Source organism: Methanofollis aquaemaris (genome assembly GCF_017357525.1).
GTDB classification, from domain to species: domain Archaea; phylum Halobacteriota; class Methanomicrobia; order Methanomicrobiales; family Methanofollaceae; genus Methanofollis; species Methanofollis aquaemaris.
This window is the reverse complement of the sequence record NZ_CP036172.1, coordinates 1,088,061-1,105,323: the sequence shown is the minus strand read 5'-3', so window position 1 is coordinate 1,105,323 and position 17,263 is coordinate 1,088,061. Positions and strand designations below refer to the sequence as shown.

The 17,263-nt window shown below is 62.6% G+C and carries 19 protein-coding genes and 1 tRNA gene; 12 read left to right on the top strand and 8 right to left on the bottom strand.

Translation table 11 applies throughout. The features are described 5' to 3' along the window. Positions 1 to 190: 190 nt before the first annotated feature. The 6 genes from RJ40_RS05415 to RJ40_RS05390 form a co-directional block, all read right to left on the bottom strand. On the bottom strand, positions 191 to 1,027 hold the full coding sequence (locus RJ40_RS05415) for a class I SAM-dependent methyltransferase (protein WP_265582331.1): 837 nt from the start codon (positions 1,025 to 1,027) through the stop codon (positions 191 to 193). After that, on the bottom strand, positions 981 to 1,901 hold the full coding sequence (locus RJ40_RS05410) for a polymer-forming cytoskeletal protein (protein WP_265582330.1): 921 nt from the start codon (positions 1,899 to 1,901) through the stop codon (positions 981 to 983). The genes RJ40_RS05415 and RJ40_RS05410 overlap by 47 nt, the downstream gene beginning before the upstream one ends. 406 nt (positions 1,902 to 2,307) lie before the next feature. Continuing rightward, on the bottom strand, positions 2,308 to 2,907 hold the full coding sequence (locus tag RJ40_RS05405) for a 30S ribosomal protein S3ae (protein WP_265582329.1): 600 nt from the start codon (positions 2,905 to 2,907) through the stop codon (positions 2,308 to 2,310). A gap of 82 nt (positions 2,908 to 2,989) precedes the next feature. Next, on the bottom strand, positions 2,990 to 3,220 hold the full coding sequence (locus RJ40_RS05400; protein WP_265582328.1) for a KEOPS complex subunit Pcc1: 231 nt from the start codon (positions 3,218 to 3,220) through the stop codon (positions 2,990 to 2,992). Further along, complete coding sequence (locus tag RJ40_RS05395; protein WP_265582327.1) at positions 3,217 to 4,434, bottom strand: DHH family phosphoesterase; 1,218 nt, start codon at positions 4,432 to 4,434, stop codon at positions 3,217 to 3,219. The genes RJ40_RS05400 and RJ40_RS05395 overlap by 4 nt, the downstream gene beginning before the upstream one ends. A 3-nt stretch (positions 4,435 to 4,437) precedes the next feature. Then, the gene (locus tag RJ40_RS05390; RefSeq protein ID WP_265582326.1) at positions 4,438 to 4,896 is read right to left on the bottom strand and encodes a 30S ribosomal protein S15; all 459 of its coding nucleotides are present in this window, start codon (positions 4,894 to 4,896) and stop codon (positions 4,438 to 4,440) included. Between the two features lie 240 nt (positions 4,897 to 5,136). Between RJ40_RS05390 and RJ40_RS05385 the strand changes: the two genes are divergently transcribed. After that, positions 5,137 to 5,207, top strand: a tRNA-Gly gene (locus RJ40_RS05385). A 74-nt stretch (positions 5,208 to 5,281) separates the two neighbouring features. On the opposite strand, the gene RJ40_RS05380 is transcribed toward RJ40_RS05385, so the two are convergent. Further along, a complete protein-coding gene (locus RJ40_RS05380; RefSeq protein ID WP_265582325.1) occupies positions 5,282 to 6,478 on the bottom strand; it encodes an aldo/keto reductase in 1,197 nt (398 codons plus the stop codon). A 460-nt stretch (positions 6,479 to 6,938) separates the two neighbouring features. Between RJ40_RS05380 and RJ40_RS05375 the strand changes: the two genes are divergently transcribed. The 9 genes from RJ40_RS05375 to RJ40_RS05335 all read left to right on the top strand — a co-directional run bounded on the left by RJ40_RS05375 (position 6,939) and on the right by RJ40_RS05335 (position 13,850). Beyond that, positions 6,939 to 7,367, top strand: a complete 429-nt coding sequence (locus tag RJ40_RS05375) for a hypothetical protein (RefSeq protein ID WP_265582324.1) — start codon at positions 6,939 to 6,941, stop codon at positions 7,365 to 7,367. Between the two features lie 94 nt (positions 7,368 to 7,461). Continuing rightward, positions 7,462 to 8,634 carry an aminotransferase class V-fold PLP-dependent enzyme gene (locus RJ40_RS05370; RefSeq protein ID WP_265582323.1) on the top strand — a complete coding sequence of 391 codons (1,173 nt, stop codon included), beginning with the start codon at positions 7,462 to 7,464 and terminating at the stop codon, positions 8,632 to 8,634. Further along, the gene (locus RJ40_RS05365) at positions 8,606 to 8,974 is read left to right on the top strand and encodes a hypothetical protein (RefSeq protein ID WP_265582322.1); all 369 of its coding nucleotides are present in this window, start codon (positions 8,606 to 8,608) and stop codon (positions 8,972 to 8,974) included. The genes RJ40_RS05370 and RJ40_RS05365 overlap by 29 nt, the downstream gene beginning before the upstream one ends. Before the next feature lie 52 nt (positions 8,975 to 9,026). Beyond that, entirely contained in the window at positions 9,027 to 9,827 is an 801-nt protein-coding gene (gene thiM, locus RJ40_RS05360; protein WP_265582321.1) for a hydroxyethylthiazole kinase, read from the top strand. Positions 9,828 to 9,829: 2 nt separating this feature from the next. Next, positions 9,830 to 10,504: a thiamine phosphate synthase gene (gene thiE / locus RJ40_RS05355; protein ID WP_265582614.1), complete on the top strand. Its 675-nt coding sequence runs from the start codon at positions 9,830 to 9,832 to the stop codon at positions 10,502 to 10,504. Positions 10,505 to 10,513: 9 nt separating this feature from the next. Next, entirely contained in the window at positions 10,514 to 11,353 is an 840-nt protein-coding gene (locus RJ40_RS05350) for a 4Fe-4S dicluster domain-containing protein (RefSeq protein ID WP_265582320.1), read from the top strand. Between the two features lie 289 nt (positions 11,354 to 11,642). Then, on the top strand, positions 11,643 to 12,344 hold the full coding sequence (locus RJ40_RS05345) for a DUF5612 domain-containing protein (protein WP_265582319.1): 702 nt from the start codon (positions 11,643 to 11,645) through the stop codon (positions 12,342 to 12,344). 1 nt (position 12,345) lies between these two features. Continuing rightward, a complete protein-coding gene (locus RJ40_RS05340) occupies positions 12,346 to 12,927 on the top strand; it encodes an L-threonylcarbamoyladenylate synthase (RefSeq protein ID WP_265582318.1) in 582 nt (193 codons plus the stop codon). Continuing rightward, entirely contained in the window at positions 12,924 to 13,850 is a 927-nt protein-coding gene (locus RJ40_RS05335) for a nucleotidyltransferase domain-containing protein (RefSeq protein ID WP_265582317.1), read from the top strand. Before RJ40_RS05340 ends, RJ40_RS05335 begins: the two co-directional genes overlap by 4 nt. A 483-nt stretch (positions 13,851 to 14,333) precedes the next feature. Here the strand turns inward: RJ40_RS05335 and RJ40_RS05330 are convergent, their stop codons facing one another. Next, positions 14,334 to 14,999 (bottom strand): CRISPR-associated protein Cas4, encoded by a 666-nt coding sequence (locus RJ40_RS05330; RefSeq protein WP_265582316.1) that lies wholly within the window; start codon positions 14,997 to 14,999, stop codon positions 14,334 to 14,336. Between the two features lie 40 nt (positions 15,000 to 15,039). Between RJ40_RS05330 and RJ40_RS05325 the strand changes: the two genes are divergently transcribed. Both RJ40_RS05325 and RJ40_RS05320 read left to right on the top strand, forming a co-directional pair. Further along, a complete protein-coding gene (locus RJ40_RS05325) occupies positions 15,040 to 15,333 on the top strand; it encodes a DUF3467 domain-containing protein (RefSeq protein ID WP_265582315.1) in 294 nt (97 codons plus the stop codon). Positions 15,334 to 15,547: 214 nt separating this feature from the next. Further along, positions 15,548 to 17,200, top strand: coding sequence for an ABC1 kinase family protein (locus RJ40_RS05320; protein ID WP_265582314.1), 1,653 nt, complete (start codon positions 15,548 to 15,550; stop codon positions 17,198 to 17,200). The last annotated feature ends 63 nt before the right edge of the window (positions 17,201 to 17,263 follow it).

Here is a 17,263-nt window from a genome sequence, read left to right as displayed (position 1 = left end):
GCCTTCCCACATGTTCTCGCCGGGGGCGTTGCCCCCGGTGCAAGAATGAGGGAAGGCGATGGATTCGGTCATAGGGGGGTTGAAGGGATGAAAAGAGGATGGTTTCTACAGGGCCGAGAATTTCTTCACGGCCAATAATTGTAGTCTATTGGTGGTGACCCTGTGTTCTTGACTCGCCGCCAGGGGAATGTCACCCTCTTCTCGCCAGGCAGACCCAGCGATCGTAGATGGGATCGCGCGTGTTCTCCCTGACCTCGGTCGTCCTGCCCGCCAGACGGCACCACTCTGCAACGAGTCTGATTTCTTCCTCGGTGGCGACGGTGATGAGAGTCTCTTCGGAGAGTTCCAGCAGTTCCGCGGTGATCGCCTCCCAGATCTCGGCGTCGAAGGAGCGGATCGTCCCCATCATGAAGACCGCCCCGTAAGGTGCCGGGCTGAAATAGACCGTCGCGTCGGTGGCGTCGATGCAGGCCGTCTCGTCGGTCAGGAGCCGCCCCTCCCCCAACCCGAGGGCGAGCAGGGTCGGGTCGTGATCGTAGGCCAGCGGCCGCATCCCGATCGACCTGAGCGCGGCCGCGCCGACTCCCGAACCGCAGCAACAGTCAAGGCAGACCCCTCCCTCTTTTTCTTCCCAGACCTCCCTGACAAGATCCACAATCTTGTCCTGCCGGTCGGGAGGGATATCCTCCATCGTCGGGCTGACCGTGCGGAGCAGTTCGGTGCTGTAATACTCCCGCATCGCCGCCGCCCAGACCTCCCGCTTCTCCTGATACATCTCGGCATCGATCTCGTCGAAGAGATCGATCACCTCGCTCTCAGGCGGGTGGAAGAGATAACTCGCCCCGATCCAGTCGTCGCCGGTTTTGAATGCGACCGCCAGGAGATCCTCATTCTCGTCGACAAGGAGCCTCCCCTCCTCCGGTCGACAGGAGAGGATCGGCAGGGCCGATTCGGGGTCCGCCAGATCCGCAAAAGAGCCTTCAACAAAGTTCAGGCTGTCCAATTCCAGAATTTTCGCTGCTTTCATCGCCGTTGTTCTCCGCTTTTCGATCGATCCGCACCCCTTGCGGCGCCCTGATGACTCCGTCGACACGCGCCTCCTCATGGAGGACAAGGGAGTCGGCGACGACATCGCCGAGGATGCGGACCTGTTCCGCAATCATGACCTCGTCTTCTCCCTCGACATTTCCGTGCACCTTTGTCTCGGGGCCGATCCCGATGGTGCCGTGTGCCCTCAGGCTCCCAAAGATAGTCGTGCCGTTCCCCACATCCACCGAATTGGCCCTGATGTTTCCATGGAGACGGCACCCGTCTCCGATGCTCATGGCCGCCGGGACAGAGAAGACCTTCATGTCGAGGTGCGAGCCTGAAGGGATGAGGAGGGGTGCTTTTTCGTTCTGGTCTTCTTCGTCTTCATCTCCAAAGAGTTCAGAGAGGGCGTCTTCGATCTCGTTCTGGTCCTCCATCTTGAGGAGGGTCATCACATAGAGAAGAAGGTAGACGATCACCGGCATCGGGTTGCGGATCGAGATCCATCCTTTCGCCTCGAAACCGCGGTCGATCTGCACGTTGTCCCCGATGTCGAGGTCGCCCTGGACGATCAGTCTGCCGTGGACTTTAACCCCCTCGCCGAGGTACGCGTCCTCGGCCACGATCACATCTCCGTTAATCTCACACCAGTTATCGATCCGCACGTCTCCGTCCGCAATAACGCTCCCGTTGAGCGTGCAAAACTCGCATACGATAATGTCCTCCCCTTTCAGCCCGTAATCGATGGTGCACCGATCCCCGATGATCATGTTCCTCTCGGTCTTCAGGGTGTGCTCCTGGAGTTCGGTGCCGTCAGGGAGTGAACACTGGTGGAGCCAGTTCTGAACTCCGTTCTCCATGAAACTGTACATCTCTCATCTCGGGGGCTTATGAGTATTTTCAATCTCTTCGATGGGTACAGGGAGGAGTTTGGAATTTTTTATGAGATCGATTGTCCTTTCTTCTGCAGGAACCGTCGGGATAGGCCATGACACCGTCGGCCCCCGAGATCGGGAGAGGTCGGGCTGCGGGAGAGGCGCTGCGCGCCCCCGGAACCCCCGGGATTGCGATAGGGCCGGGAAGGCGGCGAGAAGATCATGAAGGGGGCGTACTCATCCCCGGCGTTTTCTTCACGGTCAAAAATGTCCACCGTTCAAGTGCATTCGATTGGCGACCTTCTGTTCCCGCCCGCTTTCCGGTCGTGAGGAGCGAGATCAAAAGTTTCTCCACAGAGAGCATGGGCTCTGCGGGGACAATTTTCAGAAAAAAAGAGAGTGTTCAGGCCACGAACGAGACCGGGGTCTCGACCCTGCTCTTGATGACCTCGACCCGGCGGACCGGGAAGATGGTCTTGATGGCCTTGAAGGTTTCCTTGGCGAGATCGCCGGAGACGATCATCTTGGAGAACTCGTCGAAGGTGTTCTGCGCCGCCGTGTCGAGGAGGTTCTTCATGATCGTCCCCCTGATCGCGTGGATCTGACTGTTTTCGGCACGGTTGATGGTGAAGCAGGTGACGGTGACCCGTACCTTCTTCCCGTCCTTCGTGTTGGTCAGGACGATAGAGTCGATCCGCGAGGTCTTCCTCTTCACCAGCCCGCGCATGTAGTCGCGGGTGATCTCGTGCCCGACGAACTCGGTGTATGCCGCGTCACCTGCCACGTTGTTGATCTTAAAGCGCATCTTGATGTGCTGCTTTCCGTAGTCGTGAGAGATCTCGCCGAGCGTGGTCTGCAGCACGCGTCCCGCTACTTTCTCGGGGTCGGCGGAGATCGTATCGCCGAGATAGGCCTTGCCGAAGGCTTCGGGGCCATAGACCTTGTACCAGGACTTGGCCTTCCAGCCCTCGACCCGCTTTCCAACCTGTTTTCTCTTTGCCATGAAATCACCTTATTATAAGAATTTAAACCTCTGCTCTGTTTCTCCAACCAGTTTTGTCATATTTCCAGGTCGTTTTGAGGTGTCAGGGTTCTTCCGAGACATCCGCACAGACCTCCTCGGCGATGGCGAGGTTCATCAGATAATCGTCCGCCGATGCGATCACCGAGCGCAGGTGGGTGCCGGTGACCTCGGTCACGACCGCCGGGCCCTGTGCCCTGGTCTCCATCCCGGTGAGATTGTCCGGGGCGAGAGAGGCCGCGACGCATCTGCTTCTGGCGCTCTCGGTGGTGATCCGGCCCTTGATGCCGATCATGAGGCCACCGCCTTGATGAACTCGTCTCTGAACGCTTCGACCTGGTCGGCCGGAATCGAGGCACCGCCCCGGTTCCGGTGACCGCCGCCCGACCCGCCCAGGGTTGCGGCGAGGTCGCGGAGGATGAACTCCAGGTCGGCCTCCACTCCTGGCGGACAGCGTGCCGAGACCTGCCATGTGTCGTCTCGCGGGGCGAGGACCGCCACGGGGGCGTCTCGCTTCAGGTCGAAGGCCAGGCAGTCGGCCACGCCACTCGCGGCACCTGCGTCCTCGACGCCGTAGACTCGCCCGCTCCTGTCGAGGGGTCTGGCCCCCTCGACGCCGGCAAGCACCCGGCGCCGGTGCGTCTGTGCCACCCCGAAGGCCTCTTCGACGGCGCCGGGCGACCTGAGACAGACTGAGGCGGCGAGGCCGCCCCGGCCTTCCTGGCCGCAACCGTCGACGAGTGCGGCAAGGGTGCGGGCGTCTTCGACGACCTCGCGTTCGAGCCGGTAGCGTTCGCCGTAGAGTCGTGAAAAGACCGAGGGTGCGACATCGCCGCCGGCCTCGAGCACGAGCAGGGAGAGGAGGAGATCTTCGGCGACCTCCTCCTCGCCGACCGCGTGTTCGAGGATCCCGGTCACCGTCTCGGGGCGCCCGCTCACTCCTCTGATGTAGGGGTCGATGGCGGTCTCGAGGGCCTCGCGCATCCCGCGTCCGGGGAGAAGGAGTCCTTTTTCCGGGGAGATGTAGCCGTTGGCGATCCCGTCGTTGAGGATCTCCCGATTTTTCCCGGTGAACTCCTGTCTGTCCCCGTAGATCCCGATGAGTGCGAGGCCGACCAGGTCGCGGTGGTCGCCGAGCGCCTGTGCCACCAGGTATGCCGTCCCTGAAGCCGAGAGTTCCCGTTCCCCGTCGATGCCGGCGAGGCGCGGGTTGACGTGATATGCCCCCTCGAAGTGGGGGACATGATGGTCGACGACCATCACGCTCTCGGGCAGGTCGGCAAGGCCGGCGCCGAGGTCGCAGAGGAGCGTCGATTCAGGGTGGACGATGTCGTCCGCGCTGATGGTCCGACGCACCCGCAGCCTGAACCGCCCGCCCGCTCTGAGGATCGCCTGGCAGAGGATCGCCCCTGCGGCGATCCCGTCGGCGTCATGGTGGGCGTAGACTTCGATGAAGTCGGCGGCGAGGATCCGGTCTGCAACCTCTTCGGCAACGGCCTGGATGGACATGACTTATCTGGAGAGGAGGATTTCGGCAGTCTCTGGTTTGTATGTCCAGTCCGCAGCGAGTTTCCCGCTCGACCGGTAATACTTCACAAGACGGCGCACCTTGGACTCGGTGAGCTGGAGCTGCCGCTTGTTGTGCAGGTCTTTCTTGTTCTCCTCAAGGTGCTTGCGCATCGCGAGCGCCTTGACGATGAGGTTCCTGAGGTCCTCGGGGATGTCGGTGCCAAGCCCGTTCTCTTCGAGGATCTCGCCGATCTTCTTACCGGCTACGAGTTTGATGTCGGGGATACCGTACTTGTCCCTGAGGATAAACCCGATCTCGCTGCTGGATTTGCCCGTCTTGCGGAGGTCGATGACGACCTTCACGGCCTCTTCCCCGGAGATCCCACACCACTCTGGTGCTTCGGTGCGGTACGGAGCGACCGATCCGGATTTACCCCTCCGCCGTGCATGCATTCGTGCCATATTCTACCTCACATTGACCAGAGTAAGTCCAGAAAAGAGCAGTATTGCTACTGACCTCTCTGTAATCCCGAGCCACTCCGGGCCGTGCCATGGGGCACGTCGGACTTACGTCAGCCAGCACCGTTCAGTGCTGTATATATAATGCAATGCTGTGGTCTTAAGGCTGTCGCCCTTTCCGGTGCCGGGGCCGGGGGAGAAAGAACCTTTATAATCCGGGAACGCCAATGAAATATGGTTCAGGCGATAGTAGTCTAGTGGTAGGACAGTGGCTTCCCAAGCCACTAACTCGGGTTCGAATCCCGGCTATCGCATGCAGATTTTCTGATTTGTTTTGTGTGTTTGTCCTGGCAGGAGAGCATGCGCTCTGCTTCACTGCGGCGATCCCTCACTCTTTCCGCCGCTTCATCACCATCTTCACCAGCGGCGTCATCAGTTTTGTAGCAAGACCGTCGAGGTCTCGCCTGACCTTCTTCAGTTCGTCGGGAATCGCGATCCCCTGCGGACATGTCCCGACGCATTTCCCGCAACTCCGGCAGCGCGAGGCGTTGGACGGATCGCCGTCAAACCCGATCACCTGCCCGATGTAAAATCCCCGCGTCATGATCCGGTTGCCGGTCATGTGATACTGGTTGTAGAAGTGGAAGCACTGCGGGATGTCGACGCCGAAGGGGCAGGGCATGCAGTACGCACACCCGGTGCAGTCGACCCGGATCAACCGTTTGTAGACGGCCCTCACCTCGTCGACGACGGCATGCTCGGCACTGCTCATCGAACCGGGCAGGGCGTCTTCGCAGGTCAGGAGGTTCTCCCGGATGTGGCGTTCGTCGTTCATCCCCGAGAGGACGATCGTCACGTCGGGGTGGTCCCAGATCCATCGCAGCGCCCAGTCTGCGGGGGAGCGGGAGAGCCCTGGGCGGTCGTAGATTGCCTGCGCCTCGTCAGGCAGGTCGCGGGCAAGCATCCCTCCCCGCAGGGGTTCCATGATCATCACGGCGATCTTTTTTGACGCCGCATATTCCAGTCCCTCTCTTCCGGCCTGGAGGTTCTCGTCGAGGATGTTGTACTGGATCTGGCACATTGTCCAGTCATAGGCGTCGACGATCTCCCTGAAGGTCTTGCGGTCGCCGTGAAAGGAGAATCCGATGTTGGTGATCTTCCCTGCGTCCCGTGCCGCCTCCAGAAATGCGAAGACGTCCAGGTCGACCAGTTTTTTCCACGACCGCGCATCGAGCATGTGGAGGAGATAGTAATCGATATGATCGGTCCTGAGCCGTCTGAGTTGCACGTCCAGGATCTGCTCCATCTCTTCCCGCGAGTTGACGAGCCAGGGCGAAAGTTTGTCGGCGATCTTCACCTGTTCCCGGTACCCGTCTTCGAGGGCCTTGCCCAGAATTTTCTCGCTCTCGCCGCCATGATAGGGGTAGGCGGTGTCGAGATAGTTGACGCCGCTCTCGATGGCGCTCCTGATCTGTTTGATCGCGCGCCCCTCGTCGATCCGGCCCATCCGTGTCGGGAGACGCATGGCGCCAAAGCCGAGTGCGGAGAGTTTGTCGCCGTTTTTCGGTACGGTCCTGTACTGCATGGGTCCACCGCGTCGTGTGCAATTGAGGTCTTTGTCGAATGATCGCAAAAAAGCGCGGGTGGTGCCCTCCCCGTCGCCTGGTCGCGATTGAGAGGGATCAAGGATCCTTCCACCAATGTTCATGCGGCATGCTTGAGGCGCACTCACGGCCCGTGCCTGATTCAACGAAACCAGAAACCGATCACAATATTAAAATCGTCATATATGGTATCATGAATGGTATGTCGGCGGCGCATGGAGTTGAGTTTTCCTCCGCCCCCTCCCTTCGATGCGGGGCATGAGTCGTCCGAGCATTGGAGTGGGCGTTTTCATGATACAAAATTTCATGATACAAAAAAGTCCTGGTGGTCGTCGTACCTTTTCTGGAATCGGTCTGGTCGTATGGATCGTGTTTCTTCTTCTCTTCGCCTCGGCATCGTGCGGGTGTCTTCAGGTCCGGGATGATTCCCAGGATCAGAACTTGACCGATGAAGACGTCGCGTATCTGGACGCGTGCAATGACCTGCCGATGGGGAGGTGGGACGCGACCATCGGCGCGGAACTGGCCGGAGATTATCAGAAGATGTACCAGATCGCTGAAACCCAGAGGGCGGTCTATGAGAAGAGGATGCAGGCCCTCGCTTCGATGCCGGTATCTGACCGGTTCGAGGGTATAAAGGAGGAGTATTGTCTTGCGGACGAGTGCGGTCTGCTCGCGTGCGAGTATGAGATGAAGCGGGCCCGGACTCTGATGGAGTCGAACCTCACCGGAGAAAAATATTACTGGGGACTGGGGGACCGTGCCATGGACGAGTCCTTGAATCACCTGGCACTGGCGAAAAAGGCGTACGGAGAACAGTATGGATCAGAAGGACTCCTCGATGGGATCGTCTCTGCGTTCCTCTCCTGATCGTGTATTCCCGACTCTGCGGTGCAGCATGCCCTGATGTCCCTTACCATCACGTTTTTCGTGTGTTCGGCAGATTACAGTGACAGAGAAGAGCATGAGAGACGATCAACCGATAATCTACCTGAACAACGCCGCGACGACCTGGCCCAAACCCCCGGAGGTGATCGCCGCGGTCACGACCGCCCTCGCCGCCCCGGTCTTCGGGTCGGGACGGACCGCGGGGACGCAGGGCGAGGACTACCCGACCCTCGCCCGCGAGGCCCTGGCCTGCCTCTTCCATGCCGGGCCTCCGGAGCACTATATCTTCACCCTGAATGCCACCGACTCGCTCAACCTTCTCATCCACGGATTCCTCGCCGCCCATCCCGGTCCCTGCCATGTCCTGACCACTGCCCTCGACCACAACTCGGTGCTCCGGCCGCTCCACGAACTGGAACACGAGGGGCGGATCAGTCTCACCGTCCTCCCCTTCGAGGAGGACGGGTTCGTCTCACCCGCGGCGGTCCGGGCGGTCATTCGCCCGGAGACCGGGCTCATGGTCATGGCGCACGGGAGCAACGTCCTCGGCACTGTCCAGGACGTCGGAGCGATCGGGGAGATCCTCCACGAGCACGGGATCTATTTCATCGTCGACGGGGCGCAGACCGCCGGGCATATTCCGGTGGACCTGGGGGCGCTCCCGGTCGACGCCTACGTCTTCACCGGGCACAAGGGTCTCTTCGGGATCTCCGGGACCGGCGGGTTCTATATCCGCGACCCCGAAGCCGTGGCACCGGTGCGGGTCGGGGGCACCGGGACCGATTCGTTCTCCCTCCTCCAGCCGCGGGAGATGCCGGAGCGGTTCGAGGCCGGGACACCCAACCACCCCGGCCTGGCGGCGCTCGCGGCCGGCGTGGAGTTCGTCCGCTCGGTCGGCACGGACGCGATCGCGGAGAAGGCCGAACGCCAGACGGCACTGATCATCCGGGAACTCAAGGAAGAGCCAAACATCCTCGTCTACACCGAGCGCCCCGCGCTCCCGATCGTCTCCTTCTCCATCCGGGAAATGGACGACGACGATCTCGGGTTCGTCCTGGCCCGCGCCTACGGGGTGGTCGGGAGGCCCGGGCTCCACTGCGCCCCTCTGGTGCACCGGGCCATCGACGACGGGAAAGGCTGTGTGCGGCTCAGCCTCTCCTGGTTCACGACCGACGAGGAATGCAGAACCGCGGCCCGCGCGATCAGGGAGGTGGCACGCCATGCGGATCGTCAGGTCGATTCGGCATAAGTCCTGTGCCGACGGCACCCAGATGAAGGAGTTTGTCCTCAGCGCTCCCCTGACCGCGGAGTTCTTCTCGTACCTCAAAGATTTTGGGACGGTGACGGCGATGCCGGGCGTCGGCGAGGGCTTCTACACCTTCGAGAAGCCCGACTGTTTCTCCATCAAGGGGTTTGCCGGGGACACGACGGTCGAGGTGCGGTTCAGGCGCGAGGTGATCGACCTGACGGCCGACTTTCTGTATTCGCTCTTCGCGCTGTACCGCGACGGCGACCCCGACCTCCGGACATTGAAGCGGCGCGAGGCGGCGCTCATGACGCGGGTGCACGAGCACCTGTACGGCAGGTGACTGCCCCCACCGCAACACCTCTCATCTCATCCGACCCATTTTCATCATAACCATGGACGCAAAGATCTGCGCTGCCCTCCTCTCGCGCCTGCGGGAGACTCGGCCGCTCGTACACCATATCACCAACACCGTGACGATCAACGACTGCGCGAACATCACTATCTGCGCTGGGGCCGCCCCGGTGATGGCCGAGGCCGCCGAAGAGTCGGCCGAGATGGTCGCGGCGGCCGGGGCGCTCGTCCTCAACATCGGGACGCTCAACCCGGCCCAGGTGGAGTCGATGCTCCTCGCGGGCAAGCGGGCGAACGAACTCGGCGTGCCGGTCGTCCTCGATCCGGTGGGCGCCGGGGCGACGGCGCTGCGGACCGAGGCGGTGCTGCGGATCCTCAGAGAGGTGAAGGTCGCGGTGCTGAAAGGAAATGCCGGGGAGATCGGTGTCCTCGCCGGCATGGGCGGGAAGGTGCGGGGCGTGGACTCGTGCGGGCTTGCCGGCGACCCGGTCGAGACCGCAAAGGCCTGCGCCCTGGCGACCGGCACGGTGGTGGCGATGACCGACGAGACCGATGTCGTCACCGACGGGAACCGCGTAGTCCTGGTCGGGAACGGCCATGTGATGATGGACCGTCTCTCAGGCACCGGGTGCATGGCCTCCTCGGTGGTCGGTTCGTTCGTGGCCGTCGCCGACGATCCCCTCGTCGGTGCGGCGGCGGCCCTCGTCGCCTTCGGGCGTGCGGGCGAGCACGCAGCCGCCTGCGCGCGGGGACCGTACTCGTTCAGGACGGCGCTCTTCGATGAACTCTACCGCCTGACGCCCGAAGATCTCGAAGAGGAGGCGCGGCTGGAGGTCGTCTGATGGTGGCGTACGACCTGTACGTCGTCACCGACAGCGAGGTCGGCCGCGGCCGCTCCCACTTCGACCAGGCCCGTCTCGCTGTCGCCGGCGGGGCCGATGTGGTCCAGTTGCGGGACAAACAGATGTGCACCGCCGACCTCCTGAGGACGGCGCGGGGGATCCGTGCGGTCACCTCGACGGCCGGAGCCCTCTTCATCGTCAACGACCGTCTGGACGTCGCCCTCGCGGCCGGGGCCGACGGCGTCCACCTGGGGCAGGACGATCTCCCGGTGGAGGAGGCGCGGGCCCTCGCCCCGCCGGGTTTCCTCATCGGAGTCTCGGTCGGGGACGTCGTTGAGGCGACGACCGCAGTGGTGGGGGGTGCGGACTATCTCGCACTCAGCCCCACCTTCTCGACCGGCACCAAGGCCGACGCCGGGCCAGGCCACGGGCTTAGAACTCTGCGCGAGATCAGATCCTCGGTCGCCCTCCCCCTGCTCGGGATCGGCGGCATCGGCCCTGAAAACGTGGCCGAGGTCATCGCCGCGGGCGCCGACGGTGTCGCCGTCGTCTCCGCAGTCGTCGGCCAGGAGGATGCGGTTCAAGCGGCTCGCCGGATGAAAGTTATCATCACTGCGGCAAAAGCCGATCTGCTCGTTGCATCGGGCAGATTGATGCCGGATCCGGTCCAACCCTGATCCTGACACATGACGGGCACAAAACTGGACGGCGTCCTGCCGCAGAAAGAAAAGGGCTATGTCTCGGTGAGGGTGAAGGCCCCGGCCGGGAACCTCACGGCCGAACAACTGGAGGCCGTCGCCGCGGCGGCGAAGAAGTACGGCCGCGACTATGTGGGAGCGACCTTCAGGCTGAACCTCGAGATCCCCTGGGTGAAGCGCGAGGACGCCGGGGCCGTCGCCGCGGCCCTCAAGGCGGCGGGTCTGGAGACCGGGAGCACCGGCCCGACGGTGCGGTCGGTCGTCGCCTGCAAGGGTACGGTCTGCCGGCACGGGTGCGCCGATACCCAGGTTCTCGCCCGGACGATCGAGGAGGCGCAGGGCGGCCGGCCCCTCCCCAGAAAAATCAAGATCGGGATCGCCGGGTGCCCGAACAACTGCTCCAGAGTGCAGTTCAACGACATCGGGCTGATGGGCCGTGCCTACCCCACCTTCGACGCCGACGCCTGCATCGGGTGCGGCGCCTGTGTGCGACTCTGCCGGGAGGGCGTGGTCTCGATCGACGAGGGGACGTTCGTCTTCTCGTCGGAGCGTTGCATCGGGTGCGGGGACTGCATCGCCGTCTGCCCGAAGGACGCCATCTCGGTCCGCGAGCAGGGGCTCACCCTCTTCCTCGGCGGCCAGGCCGGACGCCGGGTCAGGGCCGGCACCCGCCTCGCCGGACTCGTCCCCGAAGAGGAGGTCCCCGCCCTCGTCGCGAGGGTCATCGACTACTTCGCGGAGCACACCCGGAAGGGCGAACGTCTCGGCCAGATGCTCGACCGCCTCGGGCCGGATGAGGTCTTTGCTGCCCTCGGGCTCGAACGGTAAGGGCTTCGATCTTTTTTTGCGGCGCTGTGTGGGGGGAACCCTCACGCCCTATATTGAGATAAATTAGAGCGGGTCGGTCAAGAATCGAAGAGAGGATGCTCCCCTCTTTCAGGATCTACTCATCTACCCCCTATCACAAACCGGAGACTTTATACTCCGTCGCACGGGGGGCGACCCTCGCCTCTCCTCGCCGCGCGATGCGCAGAATGAAACACCTTAAAGTGTACGGCGGTCAATGATTCTTATCGCAAAAGGAGGGGGACAGGCCAAATTCCTGTCTCTGCTGCATATGGAAGAGTCTGAACATCTGCACGCACTTGATATCCTCGAACTCCATGCCGTCAGCATCATCGCCGAGAATCAGCCCGGCGTCCTGCGCGACATCGCCGCAATTATGGCTGCAAACGGAGCGAACGTGGTGACGGTCCAGCAGTCGATCCTGCACTCGGGCGACCACGCGGGAAGAGCGCTCTTTTATTTCGAGGTCGAGTGTGCAGGCGGGATCGGGAAGGTGATCGCCGACCTTCTAGCCGTTCCGACGATGCACCAGGTCACCACCCTCGACACCTTCTCCAAGATCTTCGGATCCAGAGTGATCATCTTCGGCGGCGGAGCCCAGGTGGCGCAGGTGGCGCTCGGGGCGGTGAACGAGGCCGACCGCCACAACATCAGGGGCGAGCGGATCTCGGTGGACACCATCCCGCTCGTCGGTGAAAAAAATCTTGCCGAGGCTGTTGAGGCCGTCGCCCGCCTCCCCAGAGCCTCGATCCTGGTCCTGGCCGGATCCCTGATGGGAGGGACGATCTCGACGGCGGTCGACCGGGTGCGGGCGGCCGGGATCCCGGTCATCGCCCTGAAGATGGCCGGGAGCGTCCCCAAGCACGCCGACCTGGTGGTCACCGATCCCATCCAGGCCGGGGTCTTTGCCGTGATGCACGTTTCGAAACGTGCAGTCTTCAATATCGCCCGTGTCCGCGGGCAGGAGTTTTAAGATGGACGAAGCGGTCATCCAGAAGGCGGTCCGCGTGCTCAGGCGCGACGGACTGGTGGTCTACCCGACCGACACGATCTACGGCCTCGGGGCCGATGCACTCTCCGAACTTGCCGTCGAGCGGGTGTACGAGGCGAAGATGCGCCCGCCCTCCATGCCGGTCTCGGTCGCGGTCAGCGACATCGAGATGCTCGGTGCGATCGCCCGTCTCGACAATGTGGCCGAGGCGTTCGTAGACCGTTTCCTGCCCGGTCCGGTGACGGTCGTGCTGAAGGCGAAGTCATGCCTTCCGGCCACTCTCACCGGGGGCACCGGGAATATCGGGGTCAGGTTCCCGGACCACCCGGTCGCCCTCGCCCTGATCCGGGAACTCGACGCCCCCATCACGGCGACGAGCGCGAATATCCACGGAGGGCCCGACCCGATCACCGTCGATCAGGTCCACGTCCCCCACGACTATCTCATCGACGGCGGCGTCCTCCCCGGGACGCCGAGCACCGTCGTCGACCTCGTGCACCGGAAGGTTCTGCGGCCCGGTGCGAAGGTCGAGGAGGTCGGAGCATTTCTGGGAGCATTGGAATGAACGCGATCAGACTACGTGATTTTATCGAGGATACCGACGGCCATATCTACGCCGTCTCGGCATATGACAACGACGAACGGGTCGGGTGCGTGCTCAGGTACGTCCCCGACGAGCACGGGGAGCGGGTGAACCCGGAGGGCCGGCGGTACACCAAACTGGACTTCGAACCTGCGTTCGAATATATCAGGGAGCACAAGCCCGAGTACCTCGACACCCTCCACCGCGTGCCGCTTAGCGACGTCACGAAGGTCTACAAGCCCGACGAGCGGATGGACTGGATCGCCTCGCGCGATCCCCGCGTTCAGCGCCTTCTCAACTGTTTCGATCTCCCGGCAGGTGCGGTCGGATGCACGGGATCGCGGGTGCTCGGTCTGGAGAACGGGGCCTCCGACATCGACCTGGTGGTCTATGGGCCAGCATGGTTCACGGCCCAGGCCAGACTGAAAAAACTGGTCGAGGCCGGGAAACTCCCGCGGATGAGCGAGGAGATGTGGCGGAAGGTCTACACCAAACGTATCCCCGAGATCTCCTTCGATGCCTTCGTCCTCCACGAGTCGCGCAAATGGAACCGGGGGGAGTTCGGCGACACCTACTTCGACCTCCTGTATACGCGGTCGTACGACGCCCTCGCCTCGGCCCCCGCGGGGAAGGGCAAGGAACTCGGAAGAACGCGGATCGAGGCGACGGTCACCGACGCCTCCAACGCCTTCGACTCCCCTGCGGTCTATGAGGTGGAGCACGAGTCGGTCTCGCGGGTGATCTCGTTCACCCACACCTATTCGGGGCAGGCCCTCGCGGGCGAGGTGATCGAGGCCCAGGGTGTCCTGGAGCAGCACGGCGATACACAGTGGCTCATCGTGGGCACGACCCGCGAGGCGAAGGGCGAGTATATCGTCTCGAAGACGCTGATGGAACAGGCCTGAGAGGGGGGAACCCCCTCTTCCTGCATAAATCTCTTTTTTCGGCTCTGTAGAATTCGGCATGAGTTTTGGGCTCAAGCATACGCGGTTGAACATTGTTCTGAGCAACGCTTCAGCGTGTGGGCCGATCCCTTTCAATCGCCGCCCCCCGGCACCGATGTTCGGGAAGGCGTGATGATCAGGTGTGCCGCCCTCATCGCAGAATATTTCCCGGAGTCTCGCGCCGGGGGGCTTTGCCCCCGGACCCCCCACGATGAGGATAGGCGGGGGCGGCGATGGAACACGATTCCCATCGGTTCTTCAGTCTTGAAATGAGCGATCGTGCGGCGAGAAATGTTCATCTCGTATGCTTGAGGCGTGCTTTCGCCTCATGAGCAATTCTACAATATGGGCGGCACGCCCAGATCATCACGCCTTCCCCCCTCTTCGCGCCGGGTGGTCGATTCTCGATTCACGTTTCGGAAGGGGAAAATCCAGAGAGCCATCTCACAGCAGGTCCGAGAGTCGCCGCGGTCCGGGTGCGCACCGCTCCTCGTGCGGGCACCTGGCGCACGGCGGGTTGAGCGGTTTTCTCGGGATCTGTCCCTCTTCAACTTTTTTTGCGGCATCGACCGCCCTGAGCATCACCCGCCGGTCCCTGGGGCCGGGGGTGCAGAATCTGAGGACGCCAGAGGGGACGTACTCCACCCACCCGCCGCTTACCTCGAGTCCGAGGCTCTCCCTGACGCAGGCGATAAAACCGGCGACCCTGACCCGGTCGGCTCCCCAGACTCCGGCCTGCGGCGCCTCGCTTGCTCTGGTAAGTGCGAAGGCCGGGAGCGCAGGGTCGATCTTGTCGACGGTCCCCCTGATCCCGTGAGCCGCGGAGGCGACCGGGACGTCGTGGTCTGAGAAGCGCGGCCACTCTTTCCCCTGGCAGTTTGTCACGCACTGCTCGAAGAGGGCTCGTTCCTCCTCGCCGGCGTACGGGAGGACGGTGCATACCTCCTTCCAGACGGCGTCGGGTTCGAAGGGTGCGCCGAGGTGGTACGAGACCTGTTTGCAGACCGCATAGCGCGGCGGCTCCTCGTGTTTCTCCTGTCGATCGAGGTATAAGCGGAGGGGACAGAAGCGTGCGGTGATGACCGCGGCGATCCCGGTCAGGTCGTCCATCGCAAAAACCCTTAATCCCTCCTTGCTTATACTTTACTCTATGGCACAACACGACCTCTCGGTGAATGTCCCGCAGACGCTGGACCCGGTCTACGCCAACCGGATCCAGGTGGCCTATAAGGAAGATGAGTTCACGTTCATGTTCCTTCACGAGATCCCCGGGACCAACCAGGCCAGAGCCAAGGCGATCGTCTCCATCAGTCCGAGACATGCCAAGAACCTCCTTGCTGTTCTTTCGAAGAGCATGAACGATTATGAAGAGAAGTTCGGGACCATCCAGCCGCCCGAGGAGAAGGCCCCGAGCACGAACGTGACAATGCGGGGCTACTCGTAGGTCCGGCCCCCAAGAGAGACCATACTCCTTTTTTTCGGCTGTGTAGAATCGGTCATGAGCGAAAGCATGCCTCAGGCGTGCTCCCGGTTCATGCTTCTTTCTCCTGAATCTTTTTCTCCCTCCCTCCGGCACCGGTATTATATATCTTCGTCCCCCTTTTCCCACGAGCATAAGCCCGTCGTCCGTGGCGGGTTTTTTGGCCGGGGGGTGAACCGTGATCAGGCATCTGGGCAGGTACCGGGAGATCACCGGGGTGCTGGTGAAGTACGGCCTGGGCGCCGTCGTCGACGGGATCGTCCCCCCTTCGGTCAGGTTCGGGCTCTGGAAGCGGGAGCGTGCTGATGGGACCGTCCCGGTCTATCGGCGGGTCCGTCTTGCCCTGGAGGAACTCGGCCCCGCCTTCATCAAGTTCGGGCAGATCCTGAGCACCCGCCGGGAACTCCTGCCCCAACCTCTCGCCGAGGAACTGACGCGGCTGACCGACGAGGTGGCGCCTCTCCCCTTCGAGACGGTGAGGCCGGTGATCGAGGAGTGTTGCGGCCCGATCGAGGAGGCCTTCGCCTCTTTCGACGAGACTCCGGTCGCGGCCGCCTCCCTCGCGCAGGTCCATCGTGCGGTCCTCAAAGACGGGACCGAGGTGGCCGTCAAGGTGCAGCGGCCGGGGATCAGGAAGGTCATCGAGGAAGACCTTGAGATCCTTGCCGCGCTTGCCCGCCGGATCGAGCGGCGGTACCCCGACCTTGCCGTGTATAACCCGGTCGGTCTTGTCCAGGAGTTCGCCCTCCAGATCAGGCGCGAACTGGACTTTGTGCAGGAGGGCAAACATGCCGAGGTGCTGGCCCACAACCTGAAGGCCTTCCCCCGCGTCGTCATCCCGAGAATTTACTGGGAGTGCTCGGGCCCGCGTCTCCTGACGATGACCTATATCGAGGGGGTGAGGGTCGACGACCTCGAAGGGATCAGGGCGTACGGCGTCCGCCCCGAAGAGGTTGCCGACCTCCTGCTCACCTCCTATCTCAAGCAGGTCTTTGAGGACGGGTTCTTCCATGCCGACCCCCATACCGGCAACCTCCTCGTGACCCGAGACGGGTCGCTGGCCTTCGTCGACTTCGGGACCGTCGGGGTTCTCAGGCCCGAGCGCCGGGACGCCTTCATCCGTCTCATGTCCGGCGTCGTGGACGAGGACGTCGAGAGCATCGTCGCTGCCTACCATGACCTGGGGATCGTCCCCGGCGACGAAGTTCTGGAGGCATTCAAGGACGAGATCTACACCACCCTCCGGCAGTTTCGGACGTATGAACTCGGACAGGTGGACTTCGGGGAGGTGATGGAACAGATCCCCGACACGCTCCAGCGCTACCGTCTCACCGTCCCGCTCACGATGATGCAGGTGGTCAAGGTGCTCCTCTTCCTCACCACCATCTGCAGAGACCTCGACCCTGGATTTAATTTCCCTGAACAGGCCGGACCCAGGATCGCGGAGATCCGGAGGAGGCAGATCTTCTCCCCCGAATGCTTCGCAGAGATCTTACGGTCGGCGGAAGGACGCCTCGGTGACCTCCTCGATCTCCCGCAGACTGCCAACGCCACGCTCAAGAAGGTCGCGGCCGGAGATGTCAAGTTTTATATCGAGAGCCCCGACATGCTCGCCCTCGGCGCCTCCATCAGGTACGCCGCAAAACTGCTCCTCATCGGAATGGTCGCGGCCGGGTTCATGATGGGTTCGTCGCTCGTGATGCTCTCCACCGACCGCCCCGTCGAGGCCGGGCTCTGCGGGGTGGTCTCGTCGGTGACGTTTCTCGGCTACCTTGTGGCGGTCGTCATCGGGGTGGTGGCGGTGTATGCTGTCCTGGTCAGGAGGGGGTGACCGGAGCCGAGGGACGATACCTTTTTCTGGCGCTATTGCGGATGGAGCGTCGGGGCCGTTGCG

Bases quoted from the DNA above. Each gene is read 5' to 3' on its own strand.
- RJ40_RS05380 (WP_265582325.1), bottom strand. From the start codon at position 6,478: ATGCAGTACAGGACCGTACCGAAAAACGGCGACAAACTCTCCGCACTC.
- RJ40_RS05340 (WP_265582318.1), top strand. From the start codon at position 12,346: ATGGACGAAGCGGTCATCCAGAAGGCGGTCCGCGTGCTCAGGCGCGAC.
- thiM (WP_265582321.1), top strand. From the start codon at position 9,027: ATGGACGCAAAGATCTGCGCTGCCCTCCTCTCGCGCCTGCGGGAGACT.
- RJ40_RS05325 (WP_265582315.1), top strand. From the start codon at position 15,040: ATGGCACAACACGACCTCTCGGTGAATGTCCCGCAGACGCTGGACCCG.
- RJ40_RS05370 (WP_265582323.1), top strand. From the start codon at position 7,462: ATGAGAGACGATCAACCGATAATCTACCTGAACAACGCCGCGACGACC.
- RJ40_RS05350 (WP_265582320.1), top strand. From the start codon at position 10,514: ATGACGGGCACAAAACTGGACGGCGTCCTGCCGCAGAAAGAAAAGGGC.
- RJ40_RS05400 (WP_265582328.1), bottom strand. From the start codon at position 3,220: ATGATCGGCATCAAGGGCCGGATCACCACCGAGAGCGCCAGAAGCAGA.
- RJ40_RS05415 (WP_265582331.1), bottom strand. From the start codon at position 1,027: ATGAAAGCAGCGAAAATTCTGGAATTGGACAGCCTGAACTTTGTTGAA.
- RJ40_RS05330 (WP_265582316.1), bottom strand. From the start codon at position 14,999: ATGGACGACCTGACCGGGATCGCCGCGGTCATCACCGCACGCTTCTGT.
- RJ40_RS05345 (WP_265582319.1), top strand. From the start codon at position 11,643: ATGGAAGAGTCTGAACATCTGCACGCACTTGATATCCTCGAACTCCAT.
- RJ40_RS05405 (WP_265582329.1), bottom strand. From the start codon at position 2,907: ATGGCAAAGAGAAAACAGGTTGGAAAGCGGGTCGAGGGCTGGAAGGCC.
- RJ40_RS05390 (WP_265582326.1), bottom strand. From the start codon at position 4,896: ATGGCACGAATGCATGCACGGCGGAGGGGTAAATCCGGATCGGTCGCT.
- RJ40_RS05335 (WP_265582317.1), top strand. From the start codon at position 12,924: ATGAACGCGATCAGACTACGTGATTTTATCGAGGATACCGACGGCCAT.
- RJ40_RS05395 (WP_265582327.1), bottom strand. From the start codon at position 4,434: ATGTCCATCCAGGCCGTTGCCGAAGAGGTTGCAGACCGGATCCTCGCC.
- RJ40_RS05365 (WP_265582322.1), top strand. From the start codon at position 8,606: ATGCGGATCGTCAGGTCGATTCGGCATAAGTCCTGTGCCGACGGCACC.
- RJ40_RS05410 (WP_265582330.1), bottom strand. From the start codon at position 1,901: ATGTACAGTTTCATGGAGAACGGAGTTCAGAACTGGCTCCACCAGTGT.